The 14,817-nt window shown below is 67.2% G+C and carries 10 protein-coding genes; 1 reads left to right on the plus strand and 9 read right to left on the minus strand.

The features are described 5' to 3' along the window. Positions 1-67: 67 nt before the first annotated feature. Positions 68-3,574 carry a DNA-directed RNA polymerase subunit beta gene (gene rpoB, locus FJ887_RS12765; protein WP_376912076.1) on the minus strand — a complete coding sequence of 1,169 codons (3,507 nt, stop codon included), beginning with the start codon at positions 3,572-3,574 and terminating at the stop codon, positions 68-70. A gap of 195 nt (positions 3,575-3,769) precedes the next feature. Beyond that, entirely contained in the window at positions 3,770-4,897 is a 1,128-nt protein-coding gene (locus FJ887_RS12770) for a GNAT family N-acetyltransferase (protein WP_137826100.1), read from the minus strand. Positions 4,898-5,001: 104 nt separating this feature from the next. Here FJ887_RS12770 and FJ887_RS12775 point away from each other — a divergent pair, with 104 nt between their 5' ends. After that, complete coding sequence (locus FJ887_RS12775; protein ID WP_137826099.1) at positions 5,002-5,922, plus strand: MBL fold metallo-hydrolase; 921 nt, start codon at positions 5,002-5,004, stop codon at positions 5,920-5,922. Between the two features lie 215 nt (positions 5,923-6,137). Here FJ887_RS12775 and FJ887_RS12780 read toward each other — a convergent pair whose 3' ends face one another. From FJ887_RS12780 to adh, 7 genes are all read right to left on the minus strand, one after another. Further along, complete coding sequence (locus FJ887_RS12780; RefSeq protein WP_137826098.1) at positions 6,138-7,295, minus strand: NAD-glutamate dehydrogenase; 1,158 nt, start codon at positions 7,293-7,295, stop codon at positions 6,138-6,140. Beyond that, a complete protein-coding gene (locus FJ887_RS12785; RefSeq protein ID WP_137826097.1) occupies positions 7,292-8,164 on the minus strand; it encodes a hypothetical protein in 873 nt (290 codons plus the stop codon). Before FJ887_RS12785 ends, FJ887_RS12780 begins: the two co-directional genes overlap by 4 nt. Next, on the minus strand, positions 8,161-9,411 hold the full coding sequence (locus tag FJ887_RS12790) for a hypothetical protein (RefSeq protein ID WP_137826096.1): 1,251 nt from the start codon (positions 9,409-9,411) through the stop codon (positions 8,161-8,163). Before FJ887_RS12790 ends, FJ887_RS12785 begins: the two co-directional genes overlap by 4 nt. 366 nt (positions 9,412-9,777) lie before the next feature. Then, positions 9,778-10,164: a 50S ribosomal protein L7/L12 gene (gene rplL / locus FJ887_RS12795; RefSeq protein WP_137826095.1), complete on the minus strand. Its 387-nt coding sequence runs from the start codon at positions 10,162-10,164 to the stop codon at positions 9,778-9,780. A gap of 57 nt (positions 10,165-10,221) precedes the next feature. Next, positions 10,222-10,755, minus strand: coding sequence for a 50S ribosomal protein L10 (rplJ, locus tag FJ887_RS12800; protein ID WP_137826094.1), 534 nt, complete (start codon positions 10,753-10,755; stop codon positions 10,222-10,224). Positions 10,756-11,729: 974 nt separating this feature from the next. Continuing rightward, the gene (gene adhP, locus FJ887_RS12805; protein ID WP_137826093.1) at positions 11,730-12,749 is read right to left on the minus strand and encodes an alcohol dehydrogenase AdhP; all 1,020 of its coding nucleotides are present in this window, start codon (positions 12,747-12,749) and stop codon (positions 11,730-11,732) included. Positions 12,750-13,254: 505 nt separating this feature from the next. Continuing rightward, positions 13,255-14,778: an aldehyde dehydrogenase gene (gene adh / locus FJ887_RS12810; protein ID WP_137826927.1), complete on the minus strand. Its 1,524-nt coding sequence runs from the start codon at positions 14,776-14,778 to the stop codon at positions 13,255-13,257. Between the last annotated feature and the right edge of the window lie 39 nt (positions 14,779-14,817).

The following is a 14,817-nucleotide window of genomic DNA, read 5'->3' on the forward strand; positions in this document are numbered from 1 at the left end:
TAAATCCTCTTTCCTGGTGATGAGCTCGAGGCTCATCGAAAATCTGTGTCGGTTGAAGTGGAAGTGCTCAGACTTCTTCTACGGTCTGGGCTTCGCGGTAGGACAGGTCGATGCCGAGCTCTTCAGCTGCCCGGTAGACCTCGTCCTCCGAGTCGCGCATCTCGACCTGGCCGCCGTCGGACGACAGGACTTCGACGTTGAGGCACAGCGACTGCATCTCCTTGATGAGGACCTTGAACGACTCGGGGATTCCCGGATCGGGCAGGTTCTCACCCTTGACGATGGCTTCGTAGACCTTGACACGGCCCGGGATGTCATCGGACTTGATGGTCAGCAGCTCCTGCAGCGTGTACGCCGCACCGTAGGCCTCGAGGGCCCACACTTCCATCTCACCGAAGCGCTGACCGCCGAACTGCGCCTTACCGCCCAGCGGCTGCTGGGTGATCATCGAGTACGGACCGGTCGAGCGCGCGTGGATCTTGTCGTCGACGAGGTGGTGGAGCTTGAGCATGTACATGTATCCGACGGAGATCGGGTACGGGAACGGCTCACCGGAGCGACCGTCGAACAGCTGGGCCTTGCCCGAGGAGTCGATGAGTCGATCTCCGTCGCGGTTCGGGGTCGTCGCGTCGAGCAGTCCGCGCAGCTCCTGCTCGTGCGCACCGTCGAAGACCGGGGTGGCCAGGTTGGTGCCCGGCTCGGCTTCGCGGGCGAGCTGCGGAAGCTCCTCGGCCCACTCGGGGCTGCCCTCGATCTTCCACCCCTGCTTGGAGATCCATCCGAGGTGGATCTCGAAGACCTGTCCGATGTTCATACGACGCGGAACACCGTGCGGGTTGAGGATGACGTCGACGGGGGTGCCGTCGGCGAGGAACGGCATGTCCTCGACCGGCAGGATCGTCGAGATGACGCCCTTGTTGCCGTGGCGGCCGGCCATCTTGTCACCGATCGTGATCTTGCGTCGCTGGGCGACGTAGACGCGGACCATCTGGTTGACGCCGGGCGAGAGCTCGTCGTCGTCCTCACGGTCGAAGACGCGCACACCGATGACGGTGCCGATCTCGCCGTGGGGCACGCGCAGCGAGGTGTCGCGGACCTCACGGGACTTCTCACCGAAGATCGCCCGGAGCAGACGCTCCTCCGGGGTCAGCTCGGTCTCGCCCTTCGGGGTGACCTTGCCGACGAGGATGTCGCCGTCGGTGACCTCGGCGCCGATGCGGATGATGCCGCGATCGTCGAGGTCGGCCAGAGCGTCGGGCGAGATGTTCGGGATGTCCCGGGTGATCTCCTCGGCACCGAGCTTGGTGTCGCGGGCGTCGACCTCGTGCTCCTCGATGTGGATCGAGGAGAGGACGTCGTCCTGGACCAGGCGCTGCGAGAGGATGATCGCATCCTCGAAGTTGTAGCCCTCCCACGACATGAACGCGACGAGGAGGTTCTTGCCGAGAGCCATCTCTCCGCCCTCGGTCGAGGGTCCGTCGGCGAGCACCGCACCGACCTCGACGCGGTCTCCCTCGTCGACGATGATGCGCTGGTTGTACGACGTGCCGTGGTTCGAGCGCTTGAACTTCGAGGCCCGGTAGGTCTGCTGCGTGCCGTCGTCGGCGAGGACGGTGACGAAGTCAGCCGACACCTCGGTGACGACGCCCGACTTCTCGGCGACGATGACGTCACCGGCGTCGACCGCGGCGCGGTACTCCATGCCGGTGCCCACGACGGGAGCCTCGGACATGACCAGCGGCACGGCCTGACGCTGCATGTTCGCACCCATGAGGGCGCGGTTGGCGTCGTCGTGCTCGAGGAACGGGATGAGCGCCGAGGCGACCGACACCATCTGACGTGCGGAGACGTCCATGAAGTCGATCTGGTCGCGGAGCACGAGCTCGGCTTCGCCGCCGCCGCCCTTCGGACGGGCGAGGACTTCCTCTTCCGCGAAGCGCTGATCGTCGGTCAGCGGAGCGTTGGCCTGCGCGATGTTGTAGTCGAGCTCGTCATCGGCGGTGAGGTACTCGGTCTCGTCGGTGACGACACCGTCGACGACCTTGCGGTACGGGGTCTCGATGAAGCCGAACGGGTTGATCCGCGCGTACGAGGCGAGCGAGCCGATGAGGCCGATGTTCGGACCCTCGGGGGTCTCGATCGGGCACATGCGGCCGTAGTGCGACGGGTGGACGTCACGGACTTCCATGGCGGCGCGGTCGCGGGAGAGACCACCGGGGCCCAGTGCAGACAGGCGACGCTTGTGGGTCAGACCCGCGAGCGGGTTGTTCTGATCCATGAACTGCGACAGCTGCGAGGTTCCGAAGAACTCCTTGATCGCGGCCACGACGGGACGGATGTTGATGAGCGTCTGCGGCGTGATCGCCTCGACGTCCTGGGTCGTCATGCGCTCGCGCACGACGCGCTCCATGCGGGACAGACCCGTGCGGACCTGGTTCTCGATGAGCTCGCCGACCGCGCGGATGCGGCGGTTGCCGAAGTGGTCGATGTCGTCGAGCTTGACGCGCAGCTCGATCTCCTCGCCGTCGCGCACACCCTTCGTCGTCTCGACACCGGCGTGGAGCGAGACGAGGTAGCGGATGGTGGCGACGACGTCGTCGACGGAGAGCACGGAATCCGACAGCGGAGCGTCGACGCCGAGCTTGCGGTTGACCTTGTAGCGGCCGACCTTGGCCAGGTCGTAGCGCTTCGGGTTGAAGTAGAGGTTGTTGAGCAGGTTGCGGGCGGCCTCGGCGGTCGCCGGCTCTGCCGGACGCAGCTTCTTGTAGATGTCGAGCAGGGCCTCTTCCTGCGTCGAGACGGTGTCCTTCGCGAGGGTCTCGCGGATCGACTCGAACTCGCCGAACTCCTCGAGGATCTTCGACTCGGTCCAGCCGAGGGCCTTGAGCAGGACGGTGACCGACTGCTTGCGCTTGCGGTCGAGGCGGACGCCGACCTGGTCGCGCTTGTCGACCTCGAACTCGAGCCAGGCACCGCGGGAGGGGATGATCTTCGCGGAGAAGATGTCCTTGTCCGTGGTCTTGTCGACGCTCGACTCGAAGTAGGCGCCGGGCGAGCGGACGAGCTGCGAGACGACGACGCGCTCGGTGCCGTTGACGATGAACGTGCCCTTGTCGGTCATGAGCGGGAAGTCGCCCATGAAGACGGTCTGGCTCTTGATCTCGCCGGTGTTGTTGTTCATGAACTCAGCGGTCACGTAGAGCGGCGCCGAGTAGGTCATGTCGCGTTCCTTGCACTCGTCGATCGAGTACTTGGGAGCTTCGAACCTGTGCTCACGGAACGACAGCGACATCGATCCACCGAAGTCCTCGATCGGTGAGATCTCTTCGAAGATGTCCTCGAGACCGGACGTGGTCGCGACGGAGTCGTCTCCGATTTCGATGGCTTCGGCGACGCGGTCCTGCCACGCTTCCGATCCGATGAGCCAGTCGAAGCTGTCGGTCTGGAGTCCGAGCAGGTCGGGAACCTCAAGCGGTTCGCGGATCTTCGCGAATGAGATTCTCTTGGGGGGATTAGCGGTCCTGGTGTTATCGTTGGCGGCGGCCAATGGGATCCTTCCGAGTGCTTCACCAATTGATACGTCGCTACCCCACTCGCTCACCGGCTGCCGATCCCCGGGTGTGTCGATTTCGACACCGGGCGACAACGTGGTTCACTGGAGTGGAACTGACCTGCCCCCCGCTATATGAAGGCACGCCACAGGCACAGCAACGCAAATATCAAGCTTATAGCATTCGGTCAAGTCACGCAAGCATTCTTTCCGCGTGGTTCACTCCCCCGCCGAGGCGGTCGCCGGCAGCTCCTTCTTCCACACTCCGGTCCATGCGAACGTCGCGAAGCCAGCCCGGTCATTGATCGCGAGCATCCAGGCGTTCTCCACGGCATTCCACGTGTAAACGCGCTCAACCGGACTCGACCGCAGCAGCTGCGCATGGTTGGCCTGCTTGAGCCTCGCCCCGAGCCCGTGCCCGCGGTGATCGCGCAGCACGAGGGTCCCACCCTGCGAGGCGACGGCAGGGCGGTCGTCGAAATGGGCCACCTCGGTGTATCCGGCGATTTCATACTCCGGGGGCGTCCCGTGATCGGTGGGATCGGCGTCGCGCCGGCCGGGGCGCCGCACGGCAAGGGCGGTGTGCATCCGCTCCCCCGCGTCCGCGCGCTGCCGATCGAGCGCACGCACGCGCTCGGCATCCCAGAACTCCTCCTCTTCGAGGTCGGCGGCCCCCGGTATGTCCGTCGACATCGCCCGATGGACGACGGCGAGCGCGTCGAGGTGCTCCTCGGGCACCGGCCCCGACCAGGTGAGGATCTCATAGCCGTCGTCAGGTTCGGCAGCACCATCGTGCTCCGGTGGCCGGAGTCGGGCGATCGCGCACCTCTCGATCTGCCGCAGCGAGTACCCGTGAGCGCGGGCGAACGCGACATCAGCCAGGTCCGCCGGAAGCGACCCGGCCCCGGAGGCCGCCGCGATCCGCGCACCCCGAAGATCCGCGGCAACCACGGTCGCGGGAACCTCGTTGAAGCTCGTCAGCCGGGTCCGCCCGTCCGCGCGCAGATCCGCCTCGACAACGCCGAGGAGCTCGCCGCCGAGTCCCCGCCGCCGGTGCTCGGGGTGGACGGAGACATGGATCTCCGCGCCGTTGAGGTTGTCCTTGAGATCGAGATAGGCGATGCCCTTCGCGACGATCCGTCCGCCGAGGCGGCCGAGCCAGAACTCGTTCGTCGTGTAGTCGGTCGGCTGGGTCAGTCGCTTCCGCACCTCCGCGGGCAACGGATCGAAATCCTCGCCCATCCCGGAGTCGGCGTTGATGATCCGGTCGAAGGCGACCACCTCGGCGACGGTCGCGTCGATCCGCTCAGCGGGCAGGGTTCCTGCGAGGATGCGGGTGATCTCCATCGATCTCCTTGTCCGTGGTCGGTGAGCGGGGACGCCGCCCCGCATCAGCGATCCTATTCCACCGCCTCCCGCTCGCGGCGTCCGACCGGTCCTAGACTGTGCCCATGACGACCATCACCGTGCTCACCTTCGACCCGGCCGCCGTCAACTGCGGGATCATCACCGGCGCCGATCGCAGTCTCATCGTCGACGCCGGCCCCGGCCCCACGGCGGCAGGTGCGCTTGCCGCGCGTGCGGCCGAGATCAGCCGCGAGGCCAACGGCGTCGCCAATCCCATCGACCTCGTCATCACCCATGATCATTGGGACCACTACCTCGGTGCGGCGGCCCTCGTCGACGCCGGCATCGACCGGGTCTTCGCCTCCCCCGCGTTCGCCGCGGACCAGGCCGCGAGCACGTGGATCGCCCTCGACGCGCTGCGGTCGAATCCCGACACCGCCGCGTTCACCCGGGAGCTGCCCGAGGATCCCGGCGACCTCCTCGTCGAGGTCACCCCCATCGCCGAGGCGGGTGAGTCGCCCACGACGATCGACCTCGGCGAAGCCCTAGTCGAACTCTCCGTGCTCGGCGGACACTCCACGGCCGACGTCGTCGTCAGCCTCCCCGAGTCAGGTGTCGTCTTCACCGGCGACCTCATCGAGGAGGGCGCTCCCCCGCAGGCCGGCAGCGACGCGTCGCTGAGCCACTGGGTCGAGAGCCTCCACGCCCTCCTCGCGTTCCCGCAGGCGACGGTCTTCGTCCCCGGACACGGGGTGCCGGTCGACCGGGCGTTCGTCGAGCGGCAGGTCGCCGACCTCGACGGCTTCCGGCTCGCGTCGGTGCCGAATCAGAGCCCGGGAGCCGATGAGCCGTACGAGGGCGCCGATCTGGCGACCGGAGGCTTCGGCGCCGACGATGAGGACGCCTGGGACGAGGCCCAGGAGCATGAGCACGGGCCCGACGCCGAGGTGACCCTGCCCTCCCGTGCGATGCCCGGTGACCATGACCGCACGATCCCCAGGGAGATCACGCTCCCCCAGACCTGAGGCGCGGCGAGGCGGCGAGCCGGCGCGCGCTTCTGGGGGCGGCTGATGGCTGGTGCGACGGTGCGGGCCGGGCCGGCGGGGCGGACCCTCACAGCGACTCCAGGACGCAAAGTGTCGATTCGCGCGAGCAATATCGACACTCCGCGTCCGGAACTTCTGGCGCACAGGAGTGGAGTGGAGTGTGCCGTCCGGAACTCCGGCGGCTCGGGTGCGGCTCAGTCGCGGTCGGGGCGCTCGCGGTGGAGGGCGGTGACGAGATCGCCGCCGATCGCACCGAAGAGCGTGCGCGACCACACGCTGTTCCCCTCGACGTAGGGGGTGTCACCGTCGAAGATCCACCGGAGTTCGCGGCCGGCACGCAGATCGTCACCGCACGCCCGGCACACGGGCACCCGCACGCTCGGGCCGTCGGCGTCGACGCGCGACGTCGTCTGCGCTTCGCCGTGGAGCGGATTGATCGTACACAGGCTCTGCGGCACGGTCGACCTGCGGACCCCGCGCTTCCTCGGACTGCGGCCCGCCTCGGCGATCTCATGTCCGGCCTGCCGGATGAGGACCATCGCGCCGGCGAGGTCGAGTCGCGTCGCAGCCTCGTCATCGACGATGCGGCGGGCCATCTGGTAGGCGTCGAGGGCCCGCTCGACCCGGTCGGCACCGGCAGCATCGAGGTCGGCGGTCTGCAGGCGCCCGAGCGATTCGGCGAGCTCGGCCGTCTCGCCGCTGATGGAGTCCCGCAGCGCATTGCGCTGGAGAGAGTCGACACGGTTGAGGAGCCGGGACGGCAGTGTGAAGGCATGCTCCCGCTCGCGGTCCTGCTTGCGCTCCCGCGCTGACTTCGCCAGCCACACACCGGCGATGACGAGCGCGAGGACGAGGATCGCCGCGCCGAGGAAGAGCGGCGCGAACGACCCGGATCCGCTGTCATAGATGACCTCGGTGCCGGGCACGTTCTGCCCGGTGACCGCCTCGGTGTCGGTGCGCTCCTGCGGGTCGGCATAGTACCCGAGGAGGATGTTGAGCTTCGTCGTCGAGGGCGTGGAGTAGTTCCAGTCGTCGGAGGCGTTGAGGTTCTGGTCCATGACCTCGAGCTTTTCGGCCGTGTCGGCGAACGTCTCGTCGACGGCGAGGTCCTCGGTGCCGTTGATCATCACGTAGGCGCCTTCACCGCCGTGGAACACCTTGATCTGCTCGAGCTGCTCACGATCGACGCGGTCGGCATCGACGGCGATGACGTAGACAGGGAAGTCGAGTCCGTCGACGGTCGTCTTCGCCTTGTCGATGAGCGTCGGGTTGAGGGTGTCGGCGAGGGCGGGATCGATCCAGAACGGATCGGCCTTGAGTGCCTCGGCGATCTGCTGGGGTGTTGTGCTCATCGCCTGTTCCCCTCCTTCGTTCGCGCCCGGTTCTCGGCGGGTTTCGTCATCCCCGACGGCGACTGCCCTGCCCTGCGCTGACGGATCCAGACGATGAGCGGCACGGCGACGGCGGCCGCACCAGCACCGAGGACCAGACCGATGGTCGCTCCGGCGATCGCGGACCCGGGGTGGTAGGCGAGGTCGCGGGGGTCCTGTTCGTTCCCGGGGTCGGCGACGTACTCCGTGTCGGTGTACGGCTCGTCGGGGGTGACGGTCTTGAGCGCGCGCACCCAGGCGAGAGCCTCGCCGGAGACGGTCTCGTCGAAGTCGGTGTCCGGCTGGTGCCGGTAGACCTCCCGGTCGATGCCCTTCTCCGCGCTGCCCTCGAGGATGCTGTCGAAGGTGAGCACCGTCCCTGTCTGCGTCGGCAGCTCGCGGCTGATCCTGGCGGCAGCGAGGTCGAGGTCACCGTCGGCGGCGTCGAGGTCGGAGGTCGTGAGGAACGCGACGAAGATCGGATCGTCGAGACCCTCGACCTCGGAGCGGATCGCCTCGAGGTCGGCATCGGTGACCGACCAGGCCGCGTAGTCGTCGACATAGACGGGATCTTCGGCGAATCCGGCGGCGATCTGCTGGTAGGGGGTGCGATCGTAGTCGGCGTCGAGACCGCTGGCGATGCGGTCGGAATAGACGGAGTCGACGATGATCTCCCCACTGTCCTCGACGGCGATGCGCTCCTGTTTGGCCTCCTCGAAGAGGGAGGCGCTGACGAGTGCGGCGCCGACGGTCACGGCGGCGAAGACGACGATCGCCGCGGCGAGCCGCACGATGAGGGGCGTCCGGTCCTTCGTCCGGGAGAGGTTCCGGGGTGCGCTCGTCGATGTCATGACCTGTCCTCCGCCGTCGCCCGCTTCGCCGCTCCCGGCACCCCATAGTCGAGGATCGCGACCTCGAGGTCGACGAAGCTGCCGAATCCGGAGGTCGCGTAGGCGTCGTCACGCTGGAAATACGGAACTGCGCGGGACCGCGGTGACTTCGGGTCCTTCGGCACCATGAGGCAGACGGGGTCGTGGCCGGCCTCGAGATCGGCGATGCAGGTCGCGCACGCATTGACCGTGAGCACGGTGCCGGCCTGCTTCATCGCATAGCTCGTGACCGGTTTGGCATGGGCCGGGAAGAAGTAGCAGGACTTCCTCTCGTCGGCGTCTCCCGGTGCAGGCAGCGTGAGGCGACCGAGCATCGAACGCACCCACTTGTCCGAGCGGGTGAGGGCGAAGATCGCCTGTCGGTGGGAATGGTCGGGGTGTTCGGCCCAGTCGGGGTGCGCGGCGACGATCGCGGCGATCGCCTCCTGAATGCGGAGTCCGCGATCGCGCAGGGCCCAGACCTCATCGTCGGTGCTCTGCGGGACGGGGAGTTCCGCCTGTGACTTCTCGACGGCGGGGATGAGACGATGCCGGCGCACGAGCTCAGGGTCGGTCGTCAGCTGCGCTTTCCACGCGTACCTCTCCCGCCGGGAGAGGACCCACGCGGTCAGCCCCAGGGCGGCGAGACCCGACGCGGCGAGGACCAGAGTGTCGGGACTGGCATCGTCGAGTCCCGTGGCCTCGATGTAGTCGCGGCTGCCTCCTTCCCCGGCGTCCGCCGGATCGAAGTCGATAGGCGGAGGCGGGGGTGCGCCGGTGGCCGCAGCGACGAGGATCTCGAGGTGATACGGCACCGCAAGTTCGAGCGGCAGGAAATCGTCGGTGGCCGAGCGGGGCAGTTCGTCGATGCCGGGCGGGACGGCCGGACCGTTGTCGTCGACGAGGTAGGACAGCAGCCGCGCGCCGCCGTCGGTCTCCGCGAAGACGACGATGGCCTGCTCCGCGTTCGAACCCTCGAACATCGAGTACGCGAGATCGGCGGTGAAGCGCGACCAGGCCTCCTCTGCTCCGAGCCAGGTCGGAGGAGTGACGGCGACGAAGACCGGAATGCCCGACTCCTCGGCGGTGGCAACGGCCGATTCGAGGGAGGCCCGCTGGCGGGCGGTGAGGCCGGGAACGACGATGGGGTCGATGAACAACGGGGCGGTTTCCCAGGCAGTGCGGATCCGCTCTCGCAGCTGCGTCGCGAGGCGCTCGGTCGTCGTCATGGTCTCAACCCTATGGTCTGGCCGACCGCAATGGGACGGTCGGGTTGTAGCGGATCGGCACCATCGCCTCGGCGCTGGGGTCAGTGGCGGGGCCGATGCTGGGCGGGTGCTGGGCGGCGTGGTCGGTGCTGGGCCGAGCGGGTGCATGGCCGGGCGGGCGCTGGACTGGCGCAAACCGGCGCGCAGGCCCGACCCAACGACTTCCGGACGCAGAGTGTCGATGAGCGCGCTCGAGATCGACACTCTGCGTCCGCAGGTTCAATGCGGCGAGGGTGCGCAACGGCGGGACGGACGCGAAGAACCCCGCAGCCGTTACCGGTTGCGGGGTTCTGCGATCCGCGGTCAGTCAGACTGCCGCAAGAGAAGTCACTTGATGGTGACGGTGGCGCCGGCAGCCTCGAGGACTTCCTTGGCCTTGTCGGCGTCTTCCTTCGAAGCGCCTTCGAGGACAGCCTTGGGAGCGCTGTCAACGAGGTCCTTGGCTTCCTTAAGTCCGAGGGAGGTGATCCCGCGAACTTCCTTGATGACGGGGACCTTCTTCTCGCCGGCCGATTCGAGGATGACGTCGAATTCGGTCTTCTCTTCAGCAGCGGCTTCTCCGCCACCGGCTGCCGGAGCGGCAACGGCGACAGCGGCCGGGGCAGCAGCCTCGACGTCGAATTCCTCTTCGAACTTCTTGACGAAGTCGGAGAGCTCGATGAGGGTGAGCTCCTTGAAAGCTTCGATGAGCTCGTCTGCGGTGAGCTTAGCCATGGTGGCCAATCCTTCCTGTGGTGGTCACCTGCGGTGACCGGGTTTGTGGGGTGGTGCTCAGGCGTCTTCGGCAGGAGCGGAGTCCTGCTTCTCGCGGAGAGCATCGACGGTGCGCGCGGCCTTGACCAGCGGAGCGGTGAAGAGGTAAGCCGCCTGGTGGAGGCTTGCCTTCATGGCACCGGCTGCCTTTGCAAGCAGCACTTCGCGGGATTCGAGGTCGGCGAGCTGGTTGACATTCTCAGCGGTCAGGGCGGCACCGTCGAAGTAGCCACCCTTGATGACGAGCTGAGAATTCGCCTTGGCAAAGTTACGCAGAGCCTTGGCAGCCTCAGGCGGTTCGCCGTTGACGAACGCGATCGCGGTGGGCCCGTTGAGGAGCTCATCGAGACCGGCGATGCCGGCTTCCTTGGCTGCAATCTTGGTCAGCGTATTCTTTACCACGGCGTAGCTGACGTTCTCACCAAGAGAGACGCGCAGTTCTTTCATCTGCGCGACGGTGAGACCGCGGTACTCGGTCAGCAATACAGCGTCGGAGTTCTCAAACTGCTGCTTGAGCTCCTCGACTGCGGCTGCCTTGTCTGGCCTCGCCATGGTATTCCTTTCGTACAGGCGCCGGTCTGGTCCGGACAACGAAAAAAGCGCTCCACGCAGATAGGCGCGAAACGCTTCGAGGCTGAGAACGGGGTTCTCACTTCAGAAGGATCTCTGGCTCACCTGCGAGGGTCACTCCTTGCGGAGTCTTCGTCTGCGAGCACAATCATCCGATGGCGGATTCTTGATTTCCCACAGAGACCGACGGTCTTCGGTGGTTCTAGCTTACCGAGGTCGACTGCGCCCCGTCCAATCGAGATCGTTCGCCGGCGCGGAGAGCCTGCTCACAGTCCCGCTCCTCCCCCACACTGAGCGCCGGGTCCGCGGAGCTCAGTCCGGTTCCAATCCCCGTCGGTCGCCGAGGTGGTGGGTGGGCCCCGCGGTCCTCGCCGAGGTGGCGCTCGGTCAACATGTGCCTTCGTCGAGGTGGTGGGTGGGCCCCGCGGTCCTCGCCGAGGTGGTGCGAGGGCCCCGCGGTCGGCACCGAGGTGGTGGGTGGGCCCCGTGTTCACGCTTGAGGCCGTCGACCGCCCCTCGCCCGGGATCCGGCTCACCCTGGGCCGGAGGGCTCAGTTCAATACCAGAGCCCTGGACACCGAAGTGAGCCGAACCCGAGGCAGGCACCGCAGACCCAATTGGCGCGAACTGTCCGGCGCCGTGGACTGCCGCCTCGACGGTGGGAGGACTCGCGTGCTGGCCGCCGCTGCGCCGTTTGCCGCGCGAAATGCAGCCTCCAACGCGAAGATCGGCGCAGAAGAACCGTGGCCCCGTCACTGACAACGGGGCCACGGCTGATTGGGGACGCCGCGGCGTGAGAGATCAACGCTCCGGCACGCGGCACCGACGCTTCGACGAGCGGACTCGCGCTTCGGCACGCGAGACTCACGCCTCGACGAGCGAAACGCCCGCCTCACCGAGCACAAGCGTTCGCCCACCGGCCACGCTCGTCGCCGCGGCGGAACCGCCTCGGCGGCTCAGAACTCGATGACGACGCGACCGTCGATCTTCGCATGGATCATCTCGTCGAAGATCGCGTTGATGTCCTCGAGCGGGCGCTTCGTGTACGTCGGGTGGATCTTGCCGGCGGCATAGAACTCGAGAGCTTCGACCATGTCCTGGCGAGTGCCGACGATCGAGCCGCGGATCGTCAGGCCCTTGAGCACGATGTCGAAGATCGGGGCCGGGAAGTCACCGGGCGGCAGGCCGTTGAAGACGATCGTGCCGCCTCGGCGGGTCATCCCGATCGCCTGGCCGAACGCCGCCGGATGGACGGCGGTGACGAGCACTCCGTGGCTGCCGCCGATCTTCTCCTGGATCACCTCGGCGGGATCCTCGGCGAACGCGTTGACAGTGATCTCCGCGCCGTGCTTCTTCGCCAGCGCGAGCTTGTCATCGGCGACGTCGACCGCGACGACGCGCATGCCCATCGCGACGGCGTACTGCACGGCGATGTGCCCGAGTCCGCCGATGCCGGAGATGACGACCCACTGACCGGGCTTGACCTCGGTGCGCTTGAGTCCTTTGTAGACCGTGACGCCGGCGCAGAGGACCGGGGCGATCTCGTAGGGGTCGGCGCCGTCGGGGATGACCGCGGCGAACTTCTCGTCGACGAGCATGTACTCACCGAACGACCCGTCGATGCCGTAGCCGCCGTTGACCTGGGACTCGCACAGGGTCTCCCAGCCCTGCCGGCAGAACTCGCAGACGCCGCACGCACTCCACAGCCAGGCGTTGCCGACGATCTGGCCGACCTCGACCTCGGTGACGCCCTCGCCGACCTTCTCGACGATCCCGACCCCTTCGTGGCCGGGGATGAGCGGGAGCTGCGGTTTGATCGGCCAGTCGCCGTGCGCGGCGTGGAGGTCGGTGTGGCACACGCCCGAGGCGATGAGCTTGACGAGCGCCTGACCGGGCCCGGGTTCGGGGATCGTATTGTCTCCGACGACGAGATCCTCGCCGAATCCTTCGACGACTGCTGCTTTCATTTCCGACATCATCGACTCCTTCGTTGTGATGGTCTTGCGGTGATAGGTGGTGCCGGGGTTTGGCTTGAGGGGCCGCGGGAGCACAGGGGCATCGCCGAGGCGGGGGGTGGCGCGGGAGACGTGCGTGGGGTGTGGCCGTGGGGTATGGCAGCGGGGTGTGACGGTGGGACCACGGGTCGAATCGCGTGGTCCGCGTTGTCGGGGAGGACCGGGTGACAGAGGCGTGGGGTTGGGAGCGTCCGGGCGGCCACGGTCGTCCGGGTCCGGGGCAGAGGGGTGGGTGTGGCCTGATCCGGGTGACGAGGTGGGACCGGGATGCCGGAGGCGAGGCGGGGGTACACCCCGGGGAGGGCGCCGAGGAGGGGGTGGCCTCGCGGACCGATCCAGGGATCATCCGGTCAGGTGCTGCCTCCGGCTGGGGTGAGCGCCGGGACTCGAGGGGGTTTGGGTGCCCCGCGCGCAGCTGGGTCGGCTCGCTGCGCGCGGGACGGGTTCGGGTGCTCTGGCCGAGCCCTCAGAAGAAGCCGAGGGCCTCGTCCGAGTAGCTGACGAGCAGGTTCTTCGTCTGCTGGTAGTGGTCGAGCATCATCTTGTGGTTCTCACGCCCGATGCCCGAGGCCTTGTAGCCGCCGAAGGCCGCGTGCGCGGGATACGCGTGGTAGTTGTTCACCCACACGCGACCGGCCTGGATGTCGCGTCCGGCCCGATAGGTCGTGTTGCCGTAGCGACTCCACACGCCCGCGCCGAGGCCGTAGAGCGTGTCGTTGGCGATGCTGATCGCATCGTCGTAGTCGCTGAACGTCGTCACCGACACAACCGGCCCGAAGATCTCCTCCTGGAAGATCCGCATGCCGTTGTCGCCCTTGAAGATCGTCGGCTGCACGTAGTACCCGCCGGAGAGGTCGCCGTCGAGTTCGGCCCGCTCTCCGCCGATGAGCACCTCGGCGCCCTCCTGCTTGCCGATGTCGAGGTAGGAGACGATCTTCTCGAGCTGATCGTTCGAGGCCTGCGCCCCCATCATCGTGTCGGTGTCGAGCGGGTTGCCCTGGATGATCTTCTCGGTCCGCTTGACGACGGCTTCGAGGAACTCCGGCGCGATCGACTCCTGGACGAGCGCGCGCGACGGGCACGTGCAGACCTCACCCTGGTTGAGGGCGAACATCGTGAAGCCCTCCTGCACCTTGTTCCAGTACGCGTCGTCGGAGCTCATGACGTCGGCGAAGAAGATGTTCGGGCTCTTGCCGCCGAGTTCGAGGGTGACGGGGATGATGTTCTGCGAGGCGTACTGCATGATGAGGCGACCGGTCGTCGTCTCACCGGTGAACGCGATCTTCGAGATCCGCTTGTTCGACGCCAGCGGCTTGCCCGCTTCGAGTCCGAAGCCGTTGACGACGTTGACGACGCCGGGCGGCAGCAGATCGCCGATGAGCTCCATGAGCACGAGGATCGAGGCCGGTGTCTGCTCGGCCGGCTTGAGGACGACGGCGTTGCCGGCGGCAAGCGCGGGGGCGAGCTTCCACGTGCCCATGAGGATGGGGAAGTTCCACGGGATGATCTGGCCGACGACGCCGAGCGGCTCATGGTAGTGGTAGGCGACGGTGTCCTCGTCGATCTCGGAGATCCCGCCCTCCTGCGCCCGGATGGCCGCCGCGAAGTAGCGGAAGTGATCGACGGCCAGCGGCAGGTCGGCGTTGAGCGTCTCGCGCACGGCCTTGCCGTTGTCCCAGGTCTCCGCGACCGCGAGCATCTCGAGGTTCTCCTCCATCCGATCGGCGATCTTCAGCAGGATGTTCGACCGCTCCGTCGGCGAGGTCTTCCCCCAGGCCGGTGCGGCGGCGTGGGCGGCGTCGAGGGCGAGTTCGATGTCCTCGGCGGTGCTCGCGGGCACCTCGGTGAAGGGCTGGCCCGTCACCGGGGTGGGGTTCTCGAAGTAGTTTCCGTTCGTCGGGGCCACCCACTCCCCGCCGATGAAGTTCTCGTAACGGGGCTTGAAGGTGACGAGGGATCCGTCCTCGCCGGGCCGGGCGTACACAGTCATGGCAACTCCTTTGCTGCGATGTCCTCGGGAGAGGTCTCT

The organism is Brevibacterium sp. XM4083 (assembly GCF_006489205.2).
GTDB lineage: Bacteria > Actinomycetota > Actinomycetes > Actinomycetales > Brevibacteriaceae > Brevibacterium.

Coding starts and splice junctions, on each gene's coding strand:
- FJ887_RS12785 (WP_137826097.1), bottom strand. CDS start 8,164: ATGACATCGACGAGCGCACCCCGGAACCTCTCCCGGACGAAGGACCGG.
- adh (WP_137826927.1), bottom strand. CDS start 14,778: ATGACTGTGTACGCCCGGCCCGGCGAGGACGGATCCCTCGTCACCTTC.
- adhP (WP_137826093.1), bottom strand. CDS start 12,749: ATGTCGGAAATGAAAGCAGCAGTCGTCGAAGGATTCGGCGAGGATCTC.
- rplJ (WP_137826094.1), bottom strand. CDS start 10,755: ATGGCGAGGCCAGACAAGGCAGCCGCAGTCGAGGAGCTCAAGCAGCAG.
- FJ887_RS12780 (WP_137826098.1), bottom strand. CDS start 7,295: ATGAGCACAACACCCCAGCAGATCGCCGAGGCACTCAAGGCCGATCCG.
- rplL (WP_137826095.1), bottom strand. CDS start 10,164: ATGGCTAAGCTCACCGCAGACGAGCTCATCGAAGCTTTCAAGGAGCTC.
- FJ887_RS12790 (WP_137826096.1), bottom strand. CDS start 9,411: ATGACGACGACCGAGCGCCTCGCGACGCAGCTGCGAGAGCGGATCCGC.
- FJ887_RS12775 (WP_137826099.1), top strand. CDS start 5,002: ATGACGACCATCACCGTGCTCACCTTCGACCCGGCCGCCGTCAACTGC.
- FJ887_RS12770 (WP_137826100.1), bottom strand. CDS start 4,897: ATGGAGATCACCCGCATCCTCGCAGGAACCCTGCCCGCTGAGCGGATC.